At 66.9% G+C, this 22,276-nt stretch carries 17 protein-coding genes, 1 tRNA gene and 2 pseudogenes; 3 read left to right on the top strand and 17 right to left on the bottom strand.

Annotated features, from left to right (window positions below; all coding sequences use genetic code 11):
* Nucleotides 1–291 precede the first annotated feature (291 nt).
* A pseudogene (locus E6R18_RS13355) lies at nucleotides 292–702 on the top strand (endonuclease/exonuclease/phosphatase); the annotation flags it as partial.
* A gap of 291 nt (nucleotides 703–993) precedes the next feature.
* Here the strand turns inward: E6R18_RS13355 and E6R18_RS13350 are convergent.
* Nucleotides 994–1,674, bottom strand: coding sequence for a hypothetical protein (locus E6R18_RS13350; RefSeq protein WP_136317107.1), 681 nt, complete (start codon nucleotides 1,672–1,674; stop codon nucleotides 994–996).
* Nucleotides 1,675–1,997: 323 nt separating this feature from the next.
* On the opposite strand from E6R18_RS13350, the gene E6R18_RS34020 reads away from it, so the two are divergent.
* The gene (locus tag E6R18_RS34020; RefSeq protein WP_168712342.1) at nucleotides 1,998–2,141 is read left to right on the top strand and encodes a hypothetical protein; all 144 of its coding nucleotides are present in this window, start codon (nucleotides 1,998–2,000) and stop codon (nucleotides 2,139–2,141) included.
* Nucleotides 2,142–2,289: 148 nt separating this feature from the next.
* On the opposite strand, the gene E6R18_RS13345 is transcribed toward E6R18_RS34020, so the two are convergent.
* Both E6R18_RS13345 and E6R18_RS13340 read right to left on the bottom strand, forming a co-directional pair.
* Nucleotides 2,290–2,499 (bottom strand): DUF397 domain-containing protein, encoded by a 210-nt coding sequence (locus tag E6R18_RS13345; RefSeq protein ID WP_136317106.1) that lies wholly within the window; start codon nucleotides 2,497–2,499, stop codon nucleotides 2,290–2,292.
* Entirely contained in the window at nucleotides 2,496–3,377 is an 882-nt protein-coding gene (locus E6R18_RS13340; RefSeq protein WP_136317105.1) for a helix-turn-helix transcriptional regulator, read from the bottom strand. The genes E6R18_RS13345 and E6R18_RS13340 overlap by 4 nt, the downstream gene beginning before the upstream one ends.
* 163 nt (nucleotides 3,378–3,540) lie before the next feature.
* Between E6R18_RS13340 and E6R18_RS13335 the strand changes: the two are divergent.
* Nucleotides 3,541–3,813 (top strand): annotated as a pseudogene (locus tag E6R18_RS13335) (ATP-binding protein); the annotation flags it as partial.
* Between the two features lie 228 nt (nucleotides 3,814–4,041).
* On the opposite strand, the gene tuf reads toward E6R18_RS13335, so the two are convergent.
* The 14 genes from tuf to E6R18_RS13255 all read right to left on the bottom strand — a co-directional run bounded on the left by tuf (nucleotide 4,042) and on the right by E6R18_RS13255 (nucleotide 22,187).
* Nucleotides 4,042–5,235 carry an elongation factor Tu gene (gene tuf, locus E6R18_RS13325; protein ID WP_136317104.1) on the bottom strand — a complete coding sequence of 398 codons (1,194 nt, stop codon included), beginning with the start codon at nucleotides 5,233–5,235 and terminating at the stop codon, nucleotides 4,042–4,044.
* Nucleotides 5,236–5,395: 160 nt separating this feature from the next.
* On the bottom strand, nucleotides 5,396–7,522 hold the full coding sequence (fusA, locus tag E6R18_RS13320) for an elongation factor G (RefSeq protein WP_136317103.1): 2,127 nt from the start codon (nucleotides 7,520–7,522) through the stop codon (nucleotides 5,396–5,398).
* 38 nt (nucleotides 7,523–7,560) lie between these two features.
* Nucleotides 7,561–8,031, bottom strand: a complete 471-nt coding sequence (gene rpsG, locus E6R18_RS13315; protein WP_073964452.1) for a 30S ribosomal protein S7 — start codon at nucleotides 8,029–8,031, stop codon at nucleotides 7,561–7,563.
* A gap of 2 nt (nucleotides 8,032–8,033) precedes the next feature.
* Complete coding sequence (gene rpsL / locus E6R18_RS13310) at nucleotides 8,034–8,405, bottom strand: 30S ribosomal protein S12 (RefSeq protein WP_007823146.1); 372 nt, start codon at nucleotides 8,403–8,405, stop codon at nucleotides 8,034–8,036.
* Between the two features lie 454 nt (nucleotides 8,406–8,859).
* Nucleotides 8,860–12,759, bottom strand: a complete 3,900-nt coding sequence (locus tag E6R18_RS13305; RefSeq protein ID WP_136317102.1) for a DNA-directed RNA polymerase subunit beta' — start codon at nucleotides 12,757–12,759, stop codon at nucleotides 8,860–8,862.
* Nucleotides 12,760–12,889: 130 nt separating this feature from the next.
* A complete protein-coding gene (gene rpoB, locus E6R18_RS13300; RefSeq protein ID WP_136317101.1) occupies nucleotides 12,890–16,375 on the bottom strand; it encodes a DNA-directed RNA polymerase subunit beta in 3,486 nt (1,161 codons plus the stop codon).
* Between the two features lie 595 nt (nucleotides 16,376–16,970).
* Nucleotides 16,971–17,354 (bottom strand): 50S ribosomal protein L7/L12, encoded by a 384-nt coding sequence (rplL, locus tag E6R18_RS13290; protein WP_136317100.1) that lies wholly within the window; start codon nucleotides 17,352–17,354, stop codon nucleotides 16,971–16,973.
* Between the two features lie 84 nt (nucleotides 17,355–17,438).
* Complete coding sequence (rplJ, locus tag E6R18_RS13285) at nucleotides 17,439–17,996, bottom strand: 50S ribosomal protein L10 (protein ID WP_018550657.1); 558 nt, start codon at nucleotides 17,994–17,996, stop codon at nucleotides 17,439–17,441.
* 294 nt (nucleotides 17,997–18,290) lie between these two features.
* Nucleotides 18,291–19,202 carry a hypothetical protein gene (locus tag E6R18_RS13280; RefSeq protein WP_136317099.1) on the bottom strand — a complete coding sequence of 304 codons (912 nt, stop codon included), beginning with the start codon at nucleotides 19,200–19,202 and terminating at the stop codon, nucleotides 18,291–18,293.
* Between the two features lie 159 nt (nucleotides 19,203–19,361).
* Entirely contained in the window at nucleotides 19,362–20,084 is a 723-nt protein-coding gene (gene rplA, locus E6R18_RS13275; RefSeq protein WP_018519321.1) for a 50S ribosomal protein L1, read from the bottom strand.
* A gap of 80 nt (nucleotides 20,085–20,164) precedes the next feature.
* Nucleotides 20,165–20,599 (bottom strand): 50S ribosomal protein L11, encoded by a 435-nt coding sequence (gene rplK / locus E6R18_RS13270; protein WP_018550660.1) that lies wholly within the window; start codon nucleotides 20,597–20,599, stop codon nucleotides 20,165–20,167.
* Nucleotides 20,600–20,776: 177 nt separating this feature from the next.
* On the bottom strand, nucleotides 20,777–21,649 hold the full coding sequence (gene nusG / locus E6R18_RS13265) for a transcription termination/antitermination protein NusG (RefSeq protein ID WP_136317098.1): 873 nt from the start codon (nucleotides 21,647–21,649) through the stop codon (nucleotides 20,777–20,779).
* A gap of 74 nt (nucleotides 21,650–21,723) precedes the next feature.
* Nucleotides 21,724–22,008 (bottom strand): preprotein translocase subunit SecE, encoded by a 285-nt coding sequence (gene secE, locus E6R18_RS13260; protein WP_136317097.1) that lies wholly within the window; start codon nucleotides 22,006–22,008, stop codon nucleotides 21,724–21,726.
* Nucleotides 22,009–22,114: 106 nt separating this feature from the next.
* Nucleotides 22,115–22,187 (bottom strand) — tRNA-Trp (locus E6R18_RS13255).
* Between the last annotated feature and the right edge of the window lie 89 nt (nucleotides 22,188–22,276).

Here is a 22,276-nt window from a genome sequence, read left to right as displayed (position 1 = left end):
CGAGCAACCTGGCCAGTGTGCCACACGGGCTGCGAGCCTGGCCAATCGGACGGAGGATCTTACCCCTCCCGAGTGGCTGCTCAAACGCGGGCGCGTCCCGGCCGGCCCCTGGGGCCCCGGCCCGTCCCCCGTTATTCGGTCGTACGCGCGTGCTCCCCGCCCCGCAGTTTCGGGCCGGGTACGGCAACGGAAGCCGGAGCCGAAACGGCCGGGGCTTCCCCGGTGGCCGGAGCCGAAACCGTGGGATCCTCCCAGGCAGCCCATGCCGAAACCGCCGGCTCTTCCCAAGCGGCCGAGGCGGTAACCGCCCGCGTCGCGGCGGCGCTCCCCGGGGCGCGCGTCCACCTCGTGGGCTCCCGGCGCATGGGCTGCGCACGCCCCGGCGCGGACCTGGACCTGGTGGCGGCGCTGCCCGACGCCTCGGGCGTACGGGGCCGACTCGCCGCCGCCTTCCCGGAGGCTCGGGGCCTGCGCGAGGTCACGGGCGCCCGGGTCCCTGGGCTGCGCTGGTACGTGGACGGCCTGCGAGTGGACCTGGTCACCGTGGCGACGGGAGCCATACCCCCGGCCGAGGCGGTGGCCCGGCGGGCGGAGCTGGACGAGGCGGCGGCGGTCGCGCTGAGCGCGGTGAGCGACGCGGAGGCGGTTCTCACGGCGGCGGAGCCGCATCGGGAGGCGTTCACCGGGCTCGCCCGAGAGGTCATCGGCGGAGCTGTTCCGGGCGTGGGAGATCCTGAACGCGGCCCCGGACACGCTCCGCGCCCCGCCCCCGCAGGCGCACCGGCTGGCGGAGATCGGGGCGGAGGTCCTACACGGCCTCACGGGCGCATCGCTGACGCCCGCACTTGGGGGCAAAGCATGACGGAGGTGGTCGGCGAAGTGCCGCAACAGCAGTGAATCGCGCATAGCGGGGCGGCGCTTCGTGGTGCCGGGCCGTGGGGGCAGGTGGGTGATCAGGTCCGCCTGCCCCCACGTGTGCGTCCGGGGACGGGGTCAGAGCAGGGCGTAGCCCAGGATGCCCTCGGCGTCCTGGCCCTCGCAGGTGTTCGAGTTGGAGTCGAAGTGCTCCAGCGGGCCATTGGTCCGGCAGCGGCGTACCAGTTTGGTCTGCACGTTGGCGGGCTTCGCCGAGTAGATCCAGCCGAGCCGGGTCACATATGTCTTCCCCTCGCAGTTGACGTCGGGAGAGGTGAAGGTGTCCTTGGCGTTCTGGCACATGTAGAGAGGGCGGGTTCCCGCGACCGGGGTCGTGTAGAGCCTGCCGAGGCTGCCCTCCGAGTGGTACCCGTCGGCTTCGAGGACGTTCCACGTGGTGCTCATGTGCTCGCTGCCCAGGTATCTCACCAGGTTTCTGGTCGGGGCCGTGACGCTCGGCTCACCGGTGCAGCGGATTTCCACGCCCCACTGACCGAAGCCGCTGGGCAGTTGGAGCATGTGGTACGGGCCCGCGATGACCCGGCACTGGCTGGACGCGAATCCCATGCCCGCGGCCTGGTAGTACGCGCTGTCGAAGGCGTAGCCGTACGCGAGGTTGTCCGGCCCTGAGCCGATACCGATGAATTTCAGGTCCACCGGACCGACTGCGGTGGTGGCCGCTGCCGACGGGGTGATGGTGGCGGCCAACAGCGCGCCGACGAGCAGAGCTGAACTGGCGATGCGACGAAGAAGTCCCACAGTGACGCCTCTCTCGAGTTTCCGTAACCGATGAGTGCGGTGGCGGCATGGAGGTGCTGTGAAGTACGCACATTCCGACCAGCCACTCAGGTTGCCGCTAACTGCGCGCTCCGGAGGGGAAGTTCAGCTAGGGAGAGGTGTTGTGATATTCACATCATCCGCACGTTTCGATGGGCTGCGGGGCGGTCGGGAATGCGGTCGGTGAACCGGTCGCCCTGACAGGGGTGTGTGTCCTGCTGAAGAAACGCATGTCGCCACCGGCTGGATCTGTCCGGCCGGCAACCGAAGCGATCCGGCCATTCGCCTCGATCCGGTCACCTGCCGTGCACCGGGGTGGAAGTCTCCCCGAAGCCCGGAATCAGCCGGTCCACGACCAGGAGAACCACGTCCGTGCAGTCGTCCTGGCCGACGGCCAGACCTGGGACTGCAACGGCAACGCCAACCAGCACTGGACGACGCCGACCTGAGCCACCGCCGGCCACCAACGCACCCGTGCCGCCCGGTGCGAGCGGTCGCCACGGTGCCGTGACGCGGGTGGTGCCGGGGCGCGGGTGGTGCCGGAGTGCCGGTGCCACCCGCGCCCGCGTTCTGCGACTGCGGACGATTGATCCGGCGCTAGCAGTCGGCGGCGTACGAAACGAACCCCGCCCACGCGGCCTCGCCGAAGGCGAGCTGCGGCACGGACAGGTCCTTCGAGTCACGGACGTGCACGGCGCCCGGGGCAGCCGCGATCTCGACGCAGTCGTTGGGGTTGCTGCTGTCGCTGTAGCTGCTCTTGAACCACCGCAGCTCAGAGGGCCCCCCGGCAGTTGGCCTGTGGGTCATGTCTCTCCCCGCACTTGCTCGATGAAGGCCAGGGACTCCTCCGGCGTCAGAGCCCGAGCCCGGATGATGCCAAACCCTAGCTCAAGGATACGAAGCTGCTTGGGGTGAGCAATGGGCCTGCCTGCGAGCTCATCGTCTGCGCGGCCAACTGCCGACCCGTCGGTGAACTTCAGGACTTGGATGCGCCCGCCCGTCCCTGGGTGATCCCACCGGGAGGTCGGCATCACCTGGATGTCCACGAATGGCAGCTCGCCCAACCGCAGCAGGTTGTCGAGCTGCCGACGCCACACTGCCACGCCCCCGACCGGGCGGCGCAGCGAGGACTCTTCCTGGACAAAGCTGAGTTCGGGTGCAGGCACTCGGTCGAAGATGGACTGCCGGGCCACACGTCCGGCTACGGCTCGCTCCAGCTCGTCCGGAGAGAGGACGGGACGCCTCGTACCGATGAGGGCCCTGGCATACTCCTCCGTCTGCAAGAGGCCGTGCAGGTTGTGGCTGCCGTACGCCGACAGCTCAACCGCCTTCGCCTCCAGCTTCGCCAGGTCCCGCACCTTCTTCGGGTACCGCACAGCCGCCAGGTCCTGCTTCATCGCGGCGATCTTCCCGCCCGCCCCGCACACCGCGTCCGCCTTGTCCAGGAACTCCGGGCGGGGGATGCGCCGGCCGCCCTCCACCTTGTAGATCAGGTTCTCGCCGTACCCCATCGCGGCCCCCAGCTCGGCGGCCGTCAGGCCCGCCGCCTCGCGCCACGCCCTGATCTGGCGGCCCACGGCGGCGATCACCGCGACGCCCGACTCGTCGTCGGGGTCGACGTCCCAGCCAGGTTCGTCCGCCCCGGCGTCGGCCTGCCACTCCGTACCGACCTCGTCCACACTCATCCGTGCCCCGCTTCCGCGCCGCGTGCCGTTCTTCCTCAACCCTCTACGACCCCCGGTCGTCACCCCGTACAGCAGGGACAACGCTGGACAAGCCGGGGACAATGACCGTACGTAAGCACGGAGTCACTGTTCACGGTACGCACGCGCGGGCACCCTGAGTGACGTGTATCGAGAAATCACCCGAGCCGAACGTTCCGCTCCCGCCCGGCAGTTCGCCGTGCAGCTCTCCCCCACGCGCCGGGGCGCACGGCTCGCGCGGCTGCTCACGACGGCGCATCTGGGCAGCTGGGGGCTCCCCACCGAATCGGCGGCGCACATCGTGGCGGAGCTGGCCGCCAACGCCGCCGCGCACGGCCGCGTGCCGGGCCGGGACTTCCGGCTCAGCCTCACCGCGAGTGACACGTCGCTGCGGATCGAACTGACCGACACCCGGGGCGGGAATACCGACGTGCTCCGCCTGGGCCGATGAACTCCCGCCGGCTGTACGAGCGGCACGGCTTCGTGACCGAGCGGGAGGACCCGGTGGACGTGTGCATGATCCGGCGGACCGCGACCGCCTCGTAGACCCGTAGAAAACCGAAGGGCCCCGCCCCACCGCGTGAACGGTGGGACGGGGCCCTTCTTGGTGCTCTGTGCGGAGCTACCAGGTCAGACGAACAAGTGATTACTTGTTGATCTTGGTGACCTGGCCGGCGCCCACGGTCCGGCCACCCTCACGGATGGCGAACTTCAGGCCCTCCTCCATGGCGACCGGCTGGATCAGCTGGACCGACATGACGGTGTTGTCGCCCGGCATGACCATCTCGGTGCCCTCGGGGAGGGTCACGACGCCGGTCACGTCCGTGGTACGGAAGTAGAACTGCGGGCGGTAGTTGTTGAAGAAGGGGGTGTGACGGCCACCCTCGTCCTTCGACAGGATGTAGGCCTGGGCCTCGAACTCGGTGTGCGGCGTGACCGAACCGGGCTTGATGATGACCTGGCCGCGCTCGACGTCCTCGCGCTTGATGCCACGGAGGAGCAGACCGACGTTCTCACCGGCCTGGCCCTCGTCGAGCAGCTTGCGGAACATCTCGATGCCGGTGACCGTGGTGGTGGTCTTCTCCTGCTTGATGCCCACGATGTCAACGGTCTCGTTGACCTTGAGGACACCACGCTCGATGCGGCCGGTGACGACGGTGCCACGACCGGTGATCGTGAAGACGTCCTCGATCGGCATCAGGAACGGCTTGTCGACGTCGCGCTCGGGCTGCGGGATGTTCTCGTCCACGGCCTTCATGAGCTCGAGGACGGTGTTGCCCCACTCCTTGTCGCCCTCGAGCGCCTTGAGCGCCGAGACCTTGACGACCGGCAGGTCGTCGCCCGGGAACTCGTACTCGGAGAGCAGCTCGCGGACCTCGAGCTCGACGAGCTCCAGGATCTCCTCGTCGTCCACCATGTCGGCCTTGTTCAGCGCGACGACGATGTACGGCACGCCGACCTGGCGGGCCAGGAGCACGTGCTCCTTGGTCTGCGGCATCGGGCCGTCGGTGGCGGCGACCACGAGGATGGCACCGTCCATCTGCGCGGCACCGGTGATCATGTTCTTGATGTAGTCCGCGTGACCCGGGCAGTCGACGTGAGCGTAGTGACGCTGCTCCGTCTGGTACTCGACGTGCGCGATGGAGATGGTGATACCGCGCTGGCGCTCCTCGGGAGCCTTGTCGATCTGGTCGAAGGCCGAGGCCTCGTTCAGGTCCGGGTACGCGTCGTGCAGCACCTTGGTAATGGCGGCCGTGAGGGTCGTCTTACCGTGGTCGATGTGACCGATGGTGCCGATGTTGACGTGCGGCTTAGTCCGCTCGAACTTCGCCTTCGCCACTGGGTCCTCCTGTGGAGTGGTTCTGTACGCCTTGCTTCATCGGCGCCAGGTGATCTTTGCTGGGATGCCGGCCCCCGGGGGCATTCTCCGCGAAGTGTGAACTCCGCGACGAATGCCCCACGGGCTCCGGTGACAAGCCTAAAGCGTGAGCTCGGGAGAGTTACTCGCCCTTGGCCTTCGCGATGATCTCCTCGGCGACGTTCCGCGGAACCTCGGCGTAGGAGTCGAACTGCATCGAGTAGCTTGCGCGACCCGAGGTCTTGCTGCGGAGGTCTCCGACGTAGCCGAACATCTCCGAGAGGGGCACGAGGCCCTTCACGACGCGAGCGCCGCTGCGCTCCTCCATGGCCTGGATCTGGCCACGGCGGGAGTTGAGGTCGCCGATGACATCGCCCATGTAGTCCTCGGGCGTGGTGACCTCGACGGCCATCATCGGCTCCAGGAGCACGGGGGACGCCTTGCGGGCACCCTCCTTGAACGCCTGCGAACCGGCGATCTTGAAGGCGAGCTCCGAGGAGTCGACCTCGTGGTAACCACCGTCGAGAAGGATGACGCGGACGCCGACCATCTCGTAACCGGCCAGGATGCCGAACTGCATGGCTTCCTGGGCACCCGCGTCCACCGAGGGGATGTACTCACGGGGGATGCGGCCACCGGTGACCTTGTTGACGAACTCGTAGGACGCGTCGCCGCCCTCGAGGGGCTCGATGGCGATCTGCACCTTCGCGAACTGGCCGGTACCACCAGTCTGCTTCTTGTGCGTGTAGTCGATGCGCTCGACGGCCTTGCGGATCGTCTCGCGGTACGCGACCTGCGGCTTGCCGACGTTCGCCTCGACGCGGAACTCGCGCTTCATGCGGTCGACGAGCACCTCGAGGTGAAGCTCGCCCATACCACCGATGATGGTCTGGCCGGTCTCCTCGTCGGAGTGCACCTGGAAGGACGGGTCCTCCTCGGAGAGGCGCTGGATGGCGACGCCCAGCTTCTCCTGGTCGCCCTTGGACTTGGGCTCGATGGCGACCTGAATGACCGGCGCCGGGAAGTCCATGGACTCCAGGATGACCGGGTTCTTCTCGTCGCAAAGCGTCTCACCGGTGGTGGTCTGCTTCAGGCCCATGACGGCGATGATGTCGCCCGCGCCCACCGAGTCGATCTCCTCACGCTTGTTCGCGTGCATGCGGTAGATCTTGCCGATGCGCTCCTTCTTGCCCTTGACGGAGTTCAGCACCGCGGTGCCGGCGTCCAGGCGACCGGAGTAGATCCGGACGAAGGTGAGCTTGCCGAGGTGCGGGTCGCTCGCGATCTTGAACGCCAGCGCGGACAACGGCTCGTCGTCCGACGGCTTGCGCTTGATCACGGTCTCGGCGTCCTTGGGGTCGTGGCCCTCGATGGCCTCGACGTCCAGGGGGGAAGGCAGGTAGCGGACGACCGCGTCGAGCAGGGGCTGGACGCCCTTGTTCTTGAACGCCGTGCCACAGAACACCGGGGTGATGGTGACGGAGTCGCTGCTGCCGGAGGCCAGGGTGATACGGCGGATCGCCTCGTGCAGCTGGTCCTGGGTGGGCTCGGTGCCCTCCAGGTACAGCTCCATCATGGCGTCGTCGTTCTCGGCCACGGCCTCAAGGAGCTTGCCGCGCCATTCGTCGGCGGCCTCCTTGAGGTTGTCCGGGATGTCGACGACGTTGTACATCTCGCCCTTGGCGGCCTCTTCGGGGTACACGAAGGCCTTCATCGACACGAGGTCGACGACACCCGTGAAGTCGGCCTCCGCGCCGATCGGCAGCTGCATGACGATCGGGGTCGCACCGAGGCGGTCCACGATCATGTTGACGCAGCGGAAGAAGTCGGCGCCGGTGCGGTCGAGCTTGTTGACGAAGCAGATGCGCGGCACGCCGTAGCGGTCCGCCTGACGCCAGACGGTCTCGGACTGCGGCTCGACGCCGGCCACACCGTCGAACACGGTGACGGCGCCGTCGAGGACGCGGAGCGAACGCTCCACCTCGACGGTGAAGTCGACGTGACCCGGGGTGTCGATGATGTTGATGGTGTGGTCAACATCGTTGAGCGGCCAGTGGCAGGTCGTCGCGGCGGACGTGATGGTGATGCCGCGCTCCTGCTCCTGCTCCATCCAGTCCATCGTGGCGGCGCCGTCGTGGACCTCGCCGATCTTGTACGAAACGCCGGTGTAGAACAGGATCCGCTCAGTGGTGGTCGTCTTGCCCGCGTCGATGTGGGCCATGATCCCAATGTTGCGGACCTTGGCCAGGTCAAGCGAAGTGGTGGCCATAAGGCTCAGTCTTCTCTCGGTCTCGATGGGGGTAGCGACTACCAGCGGTAGTGCGCGAAGGCCTTGTTGGACTCGGCCATCTTGTGGGTGTCCTCACGCTTCTTGACGGCAGCGCCAAGACCGTTCGAGGCATCCAGCAGCTCGTTCATGAGCCGCTCGGTCATCGTCTTCTCGCGACGGGCGCGGGAGTAGCCGACGACCCAGCGCAGCGCGAGGGTGGCGGCGCGACCGGGCTTGACCTCGATCGGCACCTGGTAGGTGGCGCCACCGACACGGCGGGACTTGACCTCGAGCGAGGGCTTGACGTTCTCCAGCGCGCGCTTCAGCGTGATGACCGGGTCGGCGCCGGTCTTCTCGCGAAGACCCTCCATGGCGCCGTACACGATCCGCTCGGCGGTGGAACGCTTGCCGTCGAGCAGGATCTTGTTGATCAGCGACGTGACAAGAGGAGAGTTGTAGACCGGGTCGATGATGACCGGGCGCTTCGGGGCGGGGCCCTTACGAGGCATTCTTACTTCTCCTTCTTGGCGCCGTAGCGGCTGCGGGCCTGCTTGCGGTTCTTGACACCCTGGGTGTCGAGCGAGCCGCGGATGATCTTGTAACGAACACCCGGCAGGTCCTTCACACGGCCACCACGCACGAGCACGATGGAGTGCTCCTGCAGGTTGTGTCCCTCACCCGGGATGTAGGCCGTGACCTCGATACCAGAGGTCAGACGCACACGCGCGACCTTCCGGAGCGCGGAGTTCGGCTTCTTCGGGGTGGTCGTGAACACACGCGTGCAGACGCCGCGGCGCTGGGGCGAACCGTCCAGTGCGGGCGTCTTGTTCTTCTCGACCTTGTCCTGCCGGCCCTTCCGGACCAGCTGCTGGATCGTAGGCACTACTTCTCCGGTTTCTGTGTGCCGTCGGTGAAACTAACCTGGAACATCGCCGACCCACGCGGTCGGGTGTGTCGAATCCCGCAGGCTTCTGCCGCAAGGCATGAAGAGCACGGATCACGGTGGCCAAAGACAGGCTCGCCATGCGGTTGAGGACACGCACACGAACCCAGGCACACCCCAGGCACAAGGTCTGAGCGTACCTACCTCACGGACTTGGGTCAAAACAAATGCTGTCCACCCCGGCCCGCCGCCCCGTCCGCCCGGCTTGTCCCGACCCGTACGGATGCCGAACAACCCCGTAAGAACGCCCCCAGGGCCCATACGGCCCCCGCGCACGCCCTCCGGCCCTCGCAGACGGCACCCGCCCATCGTAGCCGGTGTGACACATCAGACACCGAAGGGCGGCCACCCCGCGTACGGGATGACCGCCCTCCGGTCGTATCAAGCGACTCGCTTACTGGTTGTACGGACCGTAGTCGTAGTCCTCCAGCGGGACGGCCTGGCCGGAGCCCGTGCCGAACGGCGAGTAGTCGATGTCGTCGTAGCCGACGGCCGAGTACATCGCGGCCTTAGCCTCCTCGGTCGGCTCGACCCGGATGTTGCGGTAGCGGGACAGGCCCGTACCGGCCGGGATGAGCTTACCGATGATGACGTTCTCCTTGAGGCCGATCAGGGAGTCGGACTTGGCGTTGATCGCCGCGTCCGTCAGGACCCTGGTCGTCTCCTGGAAGGAGGCCGCGGACAGCCACGACTCCGTCGCCAGCGACGCCTTGGTGATACCCATCAGCTGCGGACGGCCGGAGGCGGGGTGACCGCCCTCGGTGACCACACGACGGTTCTCGGTCTCGAACTTCGAGCGCTCGACGAGCTCGCCCGGCAGCAGTTCCGCGTCGCCGGACTCGATGATCGTCACGCGGCGGAGCATCTGCCGGATGATGATCTCGATGTGCTTGTCGTGGATCGACACGCCCTGCGAGTTGTAGACCTTCTGGACCTCGCCGACCAGGTGCACCTGGACCGCGCGCTGGCCGAGGATGCGGAGCACGTCGTGCGGGTTGGTGGCACCCACGGTGAGCTTCTGGCCCACCTCGACGTGGTCGCCCTCGCCGACCAGCAGACGGGCGCGCTTGGAGATCGGGAAGGGGATCTCGTCGCTGCCGTCGTCCGGCGTGACCACGAGCTTCTTGGTCTTCTCGGTCTCCTCGATCCGGACCCGGCCCGCGGACTCCGAGATCGGGGCGACGCCCTTGGGCGTACGGGCTTCGAAGAGCTCGACGACTCGGGGCAGACCCTGGGTGATGTCGTCACCGGCCACACCACCGGTGTGGAAGGTACGCATCGTCAGCTGGGTGCCGGGCTCACCGATGGACTGGGCGGCGATGATGCCGACCGCCTCACCGATGTCGACCAGCTTGCCGGTGGCGAGCGAGCGTCCGTAGCAGAAGGCACAGGTGCCGACCGCGGACTCACAGGTCAGGACCGAGCGGGTCTTGACCTCCTCGACGCCGGCGCCCACCAGGGCGTCGATCAGGACGTCACCGAGGTCGACGTTGGCAGGCGCGATGACCTTGCCGTCCACGACGACGTCCTCGGCGAGCATGCGGGCGTAGACCGAGGTCTCGACGTCCTCCGTCTTGCGGAGCACGCCGTCGGCGCCCTTGACGGCGATCTTCAGCTTGAGGCCGCGGTCGGTGCCGCAGTCCTCCTCGCGGATGATCACGTCCTGCGAGACGTCCACCAGACGACGGGTCAGGTAACCCGAGTCGGCGGTACGCAGGGCGGTGTCCGCCAGACCCTTACGGGCACCGTGCGTGGAGATGAAGTACTCCAGAACGGTCAGGCCCTCACGGAAGGACGCCTTGATGGGACGCGGGATCGTCTCGTTCTTGGCGTTGGACACCAGACCACGCATACCGGCGATCTGACGCATCTGCATCATGTTTCCTCGGGCACCCGAGTCAACCATCATGAAGATGGGGTTCGTCTTGGGGAAGTTCTCGTTCATGGCCTCGGCAACCTCGTGGGTCGCCTTGGTCCAGATCGCGATGAGCTCCTGCGTGCGCTCGTCCTTGGTGATCAGACCGCGCTCGTACTGCTTCTGGACCTTCTCGTCCTGCTCCTCGTAGCCCTTGACGATGGCCTTCTTGGCCTCGGGCACGACGACGTCGGAGATGGCCACGGTGACGCCCGAACGGGTCGCCCAGTGGAAGCCGGCCGCCTTCAGGTTGTCGAGCGTCGCCGCCACGATGACCTTGGGGTAGCGCTCGGCGAGGTCGTTGACGATCTCGGAGAGCTGCTTCTTGCCGACCGAGTAGTCGACGAACGGGTAGTCCTCGGGCAGCAGCTCGTTGAAGAGCGCGCGGCCCAGGCTCGTGCGCAGCCGGAAGGTGTCGCCCGGCTGGTACTCGGGTTCGCCCTCCTCGGCGACCGGCGGCACCCAGCCACGCGGCGGGATGGTGCCCACCGGGAAGCGGATGTCGACGGACGACTGGAGCGCCAGCTCGCCGGCGTCGAACGCCATGATCGCCTCGGCCGTGGAGCCGAACGCGCGGCCCTCGCCCTTGGTGTCACGGAGCTCGCCGTCGGTGGTCAGGAAGAACAGGCCCAGCACCATGTCCTGGGTCGGCATGGTGACGGGACGACCGTCGGCCGGCTTCAGGATGTTGTTCGAGGACAGCATCAGGATGCGGGCCTCGGCCTGCGCCTCCGCGGACAGCGGCAGGTGCACGGCCATCTGGTCACCGTCGAAGTCCGCGTTGAACGCGGTGCAGACGAGCGGGTGGATCTGGATGGCCTTGCCCTCGACCAGCTGCGGCTCGAAAGCCTGGATGCCGAGGCGGTGCAGCGTGGGTGCACGGTTCAGCAGCACCGGGTGCTCGGCGATGACCTCTTCGAGGACGTCGTACACCACGGTGCGGCCGCGCTCGACCATGCGCTTGGCCGACTTGATGTTCTGCGCGTGGTTCAGGTCGACCAGGCGCTTCATCACGAACGGCTTGAACAGCTCCAGCGCCATCGCCTTCGGCAGACCGCACTGGTGCAGCTTGAGCTGCGGGCCGACGACGATCACGGAACGCGCGGAGTAGTCCACACGCTTACCGAGCAGGTTCTGGCGGAAGCGACCCTGCTTGCCCTTCAGCATGTCGCTGAGGGACTTCAGGGGACGGTTGCCGGGGCCGGTGACCGGGCGACCGCGACGACCGTTGTCGAAGAGGGCGTCCACGGCCTCCTGGAGCATGCGCTTCTCGTTGTTCACGATGATCTCGGGCGCGCCGAGGTCGAGAAGCCGCTTCAGGCGGTTGTTGCGGTTGATCACGCGGCGGTACAGGTCGTTCAGGTCGGAGGTCGCGAAGCGGCCACCGTCCAGCTGCACCATCGGACGCAGGTCCGGCGGGATGACCGGCACGCAGTCGAGCACCATGCCCTTGGGCTTGTTGCTGGTCTGCAGGAACGCGGAGACGACCTTGAGGCGCTTGAGCGCACGGGTCTTCTTCTGGCCCTTGCCGGTACGGATGATCTCGCGGAGGCGCTCGGCCTCCTCGTCCAGGTCGAAGGACTCCAGCCGCTTCTGCAGCGCGGCGGCGCCCATGCAGCCGTCGAAGTACGTGCCGAAGCGGTCACGCAGCTCGCGGTAGAGCAGCTCGTCGCCCTCCAGGTCCTGGACCTTGAGGTTCTTGAAGCGGCTCCACACCTCGTCGAGGCGGTCGATCTCGCGCTGCGCACGGTCGCGCAGCTGCTTCATCTCGCGCTCGGCACCCTCGCGCACCTTGCGGCGCACGTCGGCCTTGGCGCCCTCGGCCTCCAGCTCGGCCAGGTCGGTCTCGAGCTTCTTGGCGCGGTTCTCCAGGTCGGAGTCGCGGCGGTTCTCGATCTGCTGGCGCTCGACGGAGACGTGCGCCTCCAGCGACGGGAGGTCGCGGGTGCGGCGCTCCTCGTCCACGAACGTGATCATGTACGCGGCGAAGTAGATGACCTTCTCAAGGTCCTTCGGCGCGAGGTCCAGCAGGTAGCCCAGGCGCGACGGGACGCCCTTGAAGTACCAGATGTGGGTGACGGGAGCGGCGAGCTCGATGTGGCCCATGCGCTCGCGGCGCACCTTGGCGCGCGTGACCTCGACGCCACAGCGCTCACAGATGATGCCCTTGAAGCGGACACGCTTGTACTTGCCGCAGTAGCACTCCCAGTCCCGGGTCGGACCGAAGATCTTCTCGCAGAAGAGTCCGTCCTTTTCGGGCTTGAGGGTGCGGTAGTTGATGGTCTCCGGCTTCTTGACCTCGCCGTGGGACCAGGTCCGGATGTCGTCCGCGGTGGCAAGGCCGATCCGCAGCTCGTCGAAGAAGTTGACGTCGAGCACTTGTCGTCAATCCCTCTTTCGGGGGTTCGAGCCCCCTCGCGTGAAAGCGAGAAATCGGGGCACTTCAGCAATGGTCTGAACGGGTCCGGGGAGAGCCGGCCGGATCACGGAGATCCGGCCGGCCAACCCGTCAGACCTCTTCGACGCTGCTCGGCTCGCGCCGGGACAGGTCGATACCGAGCTCCTCCGCCGCGCGGAAGACGTCCTCGTCCGTGTCGCGCATCTCGATGGACATGCCGTCCGAGGACAGCACCTCCACGTTGAGGCAGAGCGACTGCATTTCCTTGATGAGCACCTTGAAGGACTCGGGAATGCCCGGCTCGGGGATGTTCTCGCCCTTGACGATCGCCTCGTAGACCTTCACGCGGCCGGTGACGTCGTCGGACTTGATCGTCAGCAGTTCCTGGAGGGCGTATGCGGCGCCGTAAGCCTCAAGGGCCCACACCTCCATCTCGCCGAATCGCTGCCCACCGAACTGCGCCTTACCACCCAGCGGCTGCTGCGTGATCATGGAGTACGGGCCGGTCGAGCGGGCGTGGAGCTTGTCGTCGACCAGGTGGTGCAGCTTGAGGATGTACATGAACCCGACCGAGACCGGGTCCGGGAATGGCTCGCCGGAGCGGCCGTCGAACAGCTTGGCCTTGCCGGAGGGCTGCACCAGGCGGTCGCCGTCGCGGTTGGGGATCGTGGCCTCGAAGAGACCGGAGATCTCGTCCTCGCGCGCACCGTCGAAGACGGGCGTGGCGACGTTGGTGCCCGGGGCGACCTGGTCGGCGCCGATGGCCTGCAGGCGCTTGGCCCACTCGTCACCGAGGCCGGAGACGTCCCAGCCGCGGCTGGCGAGCCAGCCGAGGTGGATCTCCAGGACCTGTCCCGGGTTCATTCGGGACGGGACGCCCAGCGGGTTGAGGATGATGTCGACCGGGGTGCCGTCCTCCAGGAACGGCATGTCCTCGATCGGGAGGATCTTCGAGATGACGCCCTTGTTGCCGTGACGGCCGGCGAGCTTGTCACCGTCGGTGATCTTGCGCTTCTGCGCGACGTAGACGCGGACCAGCTGGTTCACGCCCGGCGGCAGCTCGTCGCCCTCTTCGCGGTCGAAGACGCGGACGCCGATGACCTTGCCGATCTCACCGTGCGGCACCTTCAGCGAGGTGTCGCGCACCTCGCGCGCCTTCTCACCGAAGATCGCGCGGAGCAGGCGCTCCTCGGGGGTCAGCTCGGTCTCACCCTTGGGCGTGACCTTGCCGACGAGGATGTCGCCGGCGACGACCTCGGCACCGATACGGATGATGCCGCGCTCGTCGAGGTCGGCGAGGACCTCCTCGGAGACGTTCGGGATGTCCCGGGTGATCTCCTCGGGGCCGAGCTTGGTGTCACGGGCGTCGACCTCGTGCTCCTCGATGTGGATCGAGGAGAGGACGTCGTCCTGCACGAGGCGCTGCGACAGGATGATCGCGTCCTCGTAGTTGTGACCCTCCCACGGCATGAACGCCACGAGCAGGTTCTTGCCGAGCGCCATCTCACCGTTCTCGGTGGCCGGACCGTCGGCGAGCACCTGGCCCTCGATGACCCGGTCGCCCTCGGAGACGACGACCTTCTGGTTGACCGAGGTGCCCTGGTTGGAGCGCATGAACTTGGCGATGCGGTACGTGGTGTACGTGCCGTCGTCGTTGGTCACGGTGATGTAGTCCGCGGAGACCTCCTGGACCACACCGTCCTTCTCGGCCTTCAGCACGTCACCGGCGTCGGTGGCGCAGCGGTACTCCATGCCGGTGCCCACGAGCGGGGCCTCGGACTTGATGAGGGGCACGGCCTGGCGCATCATGTTCGCGCCCATGAGGGCACGGTTGGCGTCGTCGTGCTCCAGGAACGGGATCATCGCGGTGGCGACGGACACCATCTGGCGCGGCGAGACGTCCATGTAGTCGACCTCGGTGCCGGGCACGTAGTCGACCTCACCGCCGCGGCGGCGGACCAGGACGCGGGGCTCGGTGAAGCGCAGCTCGTCGGAGAGCGTCGCGTTCGCCTGGGCGATGACGAAACGGTCTTCCTCGTCGGCCGTGATGTAGTCGACCTCGTCGGTGACCTGGCCGTCGACGACCTTGCGGTACGGCGTCTCGATGAAGCCGAACGCGTTGACGCGACCGTACGAGGCCAGCGAACCGATCAGACCGATGTTCGGGCCTTCGGGGGTCTCGATCGGGCACATGCGTCCGTAGTGGGACGGGTGCACGTCGCGGACCTCGAAGCCGGCCCGCTCACGGGAGAGACCACCCGGACCGAGCGCCGACAGACGGCGCTTGTGGGTGAGACCCGACAGCGGGTTGTTCTGGTCCATGAACTGCGACAGCTGGCTGGTGCCGAAGAACTCCTTGATGGAGGCGACGACCGGCCGGATGTTGATCAGGGTCTGCGGCGTGATCGCCTCGACGTCCTGGGTCGTCATGCGCTCGCGCACGACGCGCTCCATGCGGGCCAGACCCGTACGGACCTGGTTCTGGATGAGCTCGCCGACGTTGCGCAGGCGGCGGTTGCCGAAGTGGTCGATGTCGTCGGTCTCGACGACGATCGAACGGCCGGACTCGCCCACCGTCTCGGTCTCACCGGCGTGCAGCTTGACCAGGTACTTGATGGTCGCGATGACGTCGTCGGTGGTGAGCACGCCGGCGTCCAGCGGCTCGTCGGCGCCGAGCTTCTTGTTCACCTTGTAGCGGCCGACCTTCGCGAGGTCGTAGCGCTTCGGGTTGAAGTAGAGGTTCTCGAGCAGCGTCTGAGCGGCCTCGCGGGTGGGCGGCTCGCCCGGGCGGAGCTTGCGGTAGATGTCGAGCAGCGCGTCGTCCTGGCCCTGGGTGTGGTCCTTCTCCAGGGTGGCGCGCATGGACTCGTACTCGCCGAACTCCTCGAGGATCTGCTCGGTGCTCCAGCCGAGAGCCTTCAGGAGGACGGTGACGGACTGCTTGCGCTTGCGGTCGATGCGGACACCGACCATGTCGCGCTTGTCGATCTCCATCTCCAGCCAGGCACCCCGGGAGGGGATGATCTTGGCGGAGAAGATGTCCTTGTCGGACGTCTTGTCGATCGAGGAGTCGAAGTAGACACCCGGCGAGCGGACCAGCTGCGACACGACGACACGCTCGGTGCCGTTGATGACGAAGGTGCCCTTGTTGGTCATGAGCGGGAAGTCGCCCATGAAGACCGTCTGGGACTTGATCTCGCCGGTCTCGTTGTTGGTGAACTCGGCCGTGACGAAGAGCGGGGCGGCGAACGTGAAGTCGCGCTCCTTGCACTCGTCGATCGAGTTCTTCGGGGGCTCGAAGCGGTGGTCGCGGAACGTAAGCGACATCGACCCGGAGAAGTCCTCGATCGGTGAGATCTCCTCGAAGATCTCCTCCAGGCCGGACTTGGTGGGGACGTCTTGTCCACTGTCCAGAGCAGCCTCGACGCGAGCCTTCCAGGCGGCATTGCCGAGGAGCCAGTCAAAGCTCTCGGTCTGCAGCGCGAGGAGGTTCGGAACCTCGAGGGGCTCCTTGATCTTTGCAAAAGAGATGCGCAGCGGGGCGGTGCTGGCGCCGTTGTTCGTATTCGCGGTCGAGGCGTTGCGCGAGGCGGCCAAGAGGGGGTCCTTCCGAGGGCTCGGACTCACTACGCGCGTACCGGTCCCAAACTGGACATGTGGACATATATCCCAGTTCAGGGATGCTCGGTCCACGGTGCACAAGATGGGTATGCCCCTGGTGACGGGCAGGAGGCAGCTAACAGGCAGCGCAAAGGGTCAGTGTAGCCAAGTGGCACACTGATGTCCAGTCGGGGTTTTCAGAGACCCACGTTGCCTCAACAGCTGTTCTCAACACCTATGTCTAGCCCTGCGCGAGGTGCGCTCTTCTTTACTGCCCGCTTCACCATCGATCCATGCCTCGGATCCGGATCGATTCGGCGACGCGCCTTGAGAATTGCGCGCCTCGTGCGGTTCGTCAAGGCCCCCTCGGCCCGGCCGGCCTCCGAGGCCCGCGGACGCCGCCCCTCGGCGGAGCTCGCGTACCCCCGCGAGAGGCGCACGGCGAAGATCACCATACTCGTCAACGCGGGAAGGGCAAGGCACCCGCCGCGGATACGCCGAAAGGCGACCACCCGGATGGGTGATCGCCTTTCGCGATGTGACTCCGCGCCTCGCGGCACGGTGGTCCTGAGGAGTCAGAGGACTCGCAGGGTCACTTGACCTCGACGGAGGCGCCGGCGCCCTTGAGGGACTCGGCGGCCTTGTCAGCGGCGTCCTTGGCGACCTTCTCGAGGACGGGCTTCGGGGCGCCGTCGACGAGGTCCTTGGCCTCCTTCAGGCCGAGGGAGGTCAGCTCGCGCACGACCTTGATGACCTGGATCTTCTTGTCACCGGCGGCGGTGAGGATGACGTCGAACTCGTCCTTCTCCTCCTCGACCGGGGCGGCCGGGCCGGCCTGGCCGGGGCCCGCGACGGCGACGGCCGCGGCGGCGGTGACGTCGAACTTCTCCTCGAATGCCTTCACGAACTCGGAGAGCTCGATGAGGGTGAGCTCCTCGAACTGGGCGAGCAGGTCTTCCTGGCTGAGCTTCGCCATGACAGGCGTCCTTCCACTATTCGGCAGGTGCCGGATGTATATGTCGGCGGGCGTACGTGGGGCCCGCTGGACCGCTGAGCGAAATTACTCGGCGGCCTCGGCGGGAGCCGGCGTACCGGCACCGCCCTGCTCCTCCAGCTTGACGCGAAGCGCTTCCGCGGTGCGGACGAACTTCGACGGCAGCGCCTGGAAGAGCTGCGCAGCCTGAGTCTGCTTGCCCTTCATGGCACCGGCCAGCTTGGCGAGCAGAACCTCGCGGGACTCGAGGTCCGCGAGCTGCTTGATCTCATCGGCGGACAGCGCCTTACCGTCAAGGACACCGCCCTTGATGATGAGGTTGGGGTTGTCCTTGGCGAAGTCACGAAGACCCTTCGCCGACTCCACCGGGTCACCGGTGACGAAGGCAACCGCCGTCGGGCCTGCGAACAGGTCGTCCAGCGTGTCGATCCCGGCCTCGTTGGCCGCAATCTTGGTCAGCGTGTTCTTCACCACGGCGTACTGGGCGTTCTCACCGAGCGAACGGCGCAGCTGCTTGAGCTGTGCCACGGTGAGACCCCGGTACTCGGTCAGCACGGCGGCGCTCGAGCTGCGGAACTGGTCCGCGAGCTCGGCTACCGCTGCAGCCTTGTCGGGCCTTGCCATAGCGTCGGCCTCCTTCCGGGTGATGAGGACCGCTCAAAAGGGCCCGGAAAGACGAAACGCCCCGGCGCAGGCGCCAGGGCGTAGCTCGACCGAAACGAAGTCCGGGAGCTATCCACAGTCACCTGCGCAGGTCGTCCGCATCAACGGAGCCTTCGGTTGCTCGAATCCGTCACGGATTCAAGTCAACGACCAGCGGTCTTTGGCTTCTGCGAAAGAGTACGCGACCGGGGTCGCGCCGGGCAAATCCGTCCCGCTTCGGGTGGGCCGGGGAGGTTTGAACCCGCCGGAACCAGGTTACGAGGCCGCTCCCGAGGAGGCCCCCTGCTGCTGCTTCATCAGCTCGGCGAAGTCGACGGTCTGGTCGGCCGGCGGGCGCTCGACCGAGACCTTGGTGCCGTAGTCGCTGTAGAACACCGTCGAGTTCAGCTCGCCGGTCTTCATCGCGCCGCGCTCGGTCTTCTTCACCAGCAGGTCGTTGTCGTCGACCCAGATGTCGACGGTCTCCGTGGTGATCCCGGAATCGGCCAGCTGCTTCTTGAGGGCGGCCAGCTCGTCGGCGTCGAGGTGGCCGTTCTCGGCGGTCAGGTCGGCGACGTCCACCGTGCCCGAGTAGTGCGTGGCCGAGACGCCGCGAACGTCCTCCTGGCCGACCTTCTTCACGTCGCCGGAGGCCAGCAGCGACTTCACCCCCTGGTCCGGGGTGGTGTTCTGCATCTGTTCCTTCAGCGCCGCCCCGGAGGCGCCGCCCAGCTGGGCGAGGTCGTCGTAGCTGTAGCTGATCCAGCGCTTGCCGCCGGTCTGCTGGGACATGGCCTCACCCATGTCCACCATGTACCCGTCCTTGAAGTAGCGGGCCTCCATCGTGTCGCCGCCGCCGATCTTCTTTATGATGTCCGCATCGGAACTGGTATTCGTGATCTTCATGGAGCCGGTGATCCCGTCGGACCAGTCCATGACGCCGGACTGCTTCATGGACACCGTGCTGCTCATGGTGGTGTCGCCCTCGATCCGGGCCGAGTGCGCCTGGCCGGTCTTCTTCTGCACGGCGATCAGCGCGGCGACCGGGTTCGCCTTCGCCACGGAGCCGGCCTTGCTGCCGCTCCCGGCCTTGCCCCCGTCGTCCGATCCGCCGCAGGCCGCGACCGACGTCAGCGCCGCCACCACGGCCACGGACAACCCCACGCGCCGCACGGTATTGCTCTCCATCTGCGATTCCACCCCTCGTTCGGCTCTCGGTGACCCCACGCCAACGCAGGGCACCGACAGCCATGTCCACGTACGAATGAGGACGGGCCCCGCACCTCGAAAGGTTGCGGGGCCCGTCCCATGTCACACGTGACGCGGCGGTCGTACGAGCGCGAGGGCTCAGACGGCGGCCGGGTCCTCCTCGACGAGGAGGTTACGGGTGCGGTTGGAGTCCAGCGGGATGCCGGGGCCCATCGTGGTCGCCAGGGCGGCCTTCTTGATGTAGCGGCCCTTGGCGGCGGACGGCTTCAGACGGAGGACCTCTTCCAGCGCCGCTGCGTAGTTCTCCACCAGCTTGGTCTCGTCGAAGGAGACCTTGCCGATGATGAAGTGCAGGTTCGAGTGCTTGTCGACGCGGAACTCGATCTTGCCGCCCTTGATGTCGTTGACAGCCTTCACGACGTCGGGGGTGACGGTGCCGGTCTTCGGGTTCGGCATCAGACCACGCGGACCGAGCACGCGGCCGAGACGGCCGACCTTGCCCATGAGGTCCGGGGTCGCGACGACGGCGTCGAAGTCCAGACGGCCCTTCGCCACCTCGTCGATGAGCTCGTCCGAGCCGACGATGTCGGCTCCGGCGGCTTCCGCGGCCGCAGCACGGTCACCGGTCGCGAAGACCAGGACCCGGGCGGTCTTGCCGGTGCCGTGCGGGAGGTTCACGGTGCCGCGGACCATCTGGTCGGCCTTGCGCGGGTCGACACCCAGGCGGAAGGCGACCTCGACGGTGCCGTCGAACTTCGTGGAGGCGGTCTCCTTGGCGAGACGGACGGCCTCGAGCGGGGCGTACAGGCGCTCCCGGTCGATCTTGGCGTCCGCAGCGCGGAGGTTCTTGCTGCGCTTCACTTCTACTCCTGATGGTTTCAGAGTGTGGAGTCGTGGTGCGGACCAGCGCTTGGTCCTACCACTGAGGGGGTGGGGCTGAATCAGCCTTCGACCGTGATGCCCATGGAACGGGCGGTGCCGGCGATGATCTTCGACGCGGCGTCGAGGTCATTGGCGTTCAGGTCGGGGAGCTTCGTCGTGGCGATCTCGCGGACCTGGTCGGCCGTCAGCTTGGCGACCTTGGTCTTGTGCGGCTCGCCGGAGCCCTTGTCCACACCCGCGGCCTTGAGGATCAGCTTGGCGGCCGGCGGAGTCTTGGTGATGAAGGTGAAGGAGCGGTCCTCGTAGACCGTGATCTCCACCGGCACGACCATGCCACGCTGCGACTCGGTCGCTGCGTTGTAGGCCTTGCAGAACTCCATGATGTTGACGCCGTGCTGGCCCAGCGCGGGGCCGACCGGCGGGGCCGGGTTGGCCGCACCGGCGTTGATCTGGAGCTTGATAAGCCCCGTGACCTTCTTCTTCTTGGGAGGCATGTGCTCTCTCCGGGTCCTAGTGAGAGTTTTCGCCGTCATCCGGTCATCCGGATGCAGGCATACCGCACAACGATAACGGGTATAGCTGCGCGACCAAAAACCAAGCAGGTCAGACCCGCTGTGACAGCCGGTCTGACCTGCTCGGTAGGCATGTGTCCAGAAGCTGGCGGATAACCGCTAGTTCTTCTGGATCTGGTCGAAGCTGAGCTCGACCGGGGTCTCGCGACCGAAGATCTCGACGAGGCCCTTGACCTTCTTCGAGTCGGCGTTGATCTCGTTGATCGTCGCCTGCAGCGTCGCGAACGGGCCGTCGGTGACGGTGACCGAGTCGCCCACCTCGAAGTCCAGGACCTGGACCTCGACCTTGCGGGACGGAGCCGGCTTGCCCTCGGCCTCGGCGGCCTCGCGGGCGGCCTTCTCCTCGGCCTCCGGGGCGAGCATCTTGACGATCTCGTCCAGGGTCAGCGGGTACGGGTCGTAGGCGTTGCCCACGAAGCCGGTGACGCCGGGGGTGTTGCGGACGACGCCCCAGGACTCGTTCGTCAGGTCCATGCGCACCAGGACGTAGCCCGGGAGCTTGTTCTGGCGGACGTTCTTGCGCTCGCCGTTCTTGATCTGGACGATTTCCTCCTCAGGCACCTCGGCCTGATAGATGAACTCCTCCACGTTCAGCGAGACGGCGCGCTGCTCCAGGTTGGCCTTCACACGCTTCTCGTAACCGGCGTACGTGTGGATGACGTACCACTCGCCCGGCAGGCCGCGGAGCTCCTCGCGCAGGGCGGTGACCGGGTCGACGGGCTCGGCCGGCTCGGCCTCCTCCTCGACGGCGGCGTCGGCGTCCGCGGTCTCCTCGGCGTCCGCGTCCGCGGTCTCCTCGGCGTCGTCCTCGGGGGCCTCGTCGGCGGCACCGGCCTCGGGGGCCTCGTCGGCAGCTTCGGCCTGCTCCGGCTCCTCGGCGTCCGCCGCCTCGACGATGTCGAGCTCGTCCTCGGCGGACTCGACGGCGCCCGCGGTCGGCTCGACGGCGTCGTTCAGGTTCGGGTCAGACACGGTGGCTGCTTCTTCCTGGATACAAATGGGTGGAACATGCGAAAGGGGCGCCCATGAGGCGCCCTCCGCGTGGATCAGCCGAAGACGTACTTGATGACCCGCGCGAAGCCCAAGTCAATCACGGTTACGAGACCAATCATGACGACCACGAACACGATCACCACGGTGGTGTACGTCGTCAGCTGGTTGCGCGTCGGCCAGACGACCTTGCGCAGCTCGGCGATGATCTGGCGGTAGAAGAGCGCGAGACGGCCCAGAGGGCCCTTCTTGCCGCGCTTGCCGCCCTTCCGGGTCTTCTTCGACTCGGGGACTTCGTCCTCGGCATCAGGCATGTCGATGGAGCCCACGGCGTCCGTCACGCTTCTCACCTGATTCCGGGTCGTGGCCGTGCCGCGCCCGGTGGAGCCGCACGGCGGTGCAGTGAAGTACGTACATGCGCACACATCCTGGCGAAGGAGTGTGTAGCAGGGCCGGAGGGACTTGAACCCCCAACCGCTGGTTTTGGAGACCAGTGCTCTACCAATTGAGCTACGACCCTTTGTGGTTTCCACCAACCTACCGCATGTCTCCGGTTGCCCCGGATGCAGGAGCGGTGCGGCTGGTGAAGGCCAACGACAGGTGAGTGTA

Source organism: Streptomyces sp. A1277 (assembly GCF_004795015.1).
GTDB lineage: Bacteria > Actinomycetota > Actinomycetes > Streptomycetales > Streptomycetaceae > Streptomyces.
Note: the sequence above shows the minus strand (reverse complement) of the source record. Positions and strands in the feature narration are given on the sequence as shown.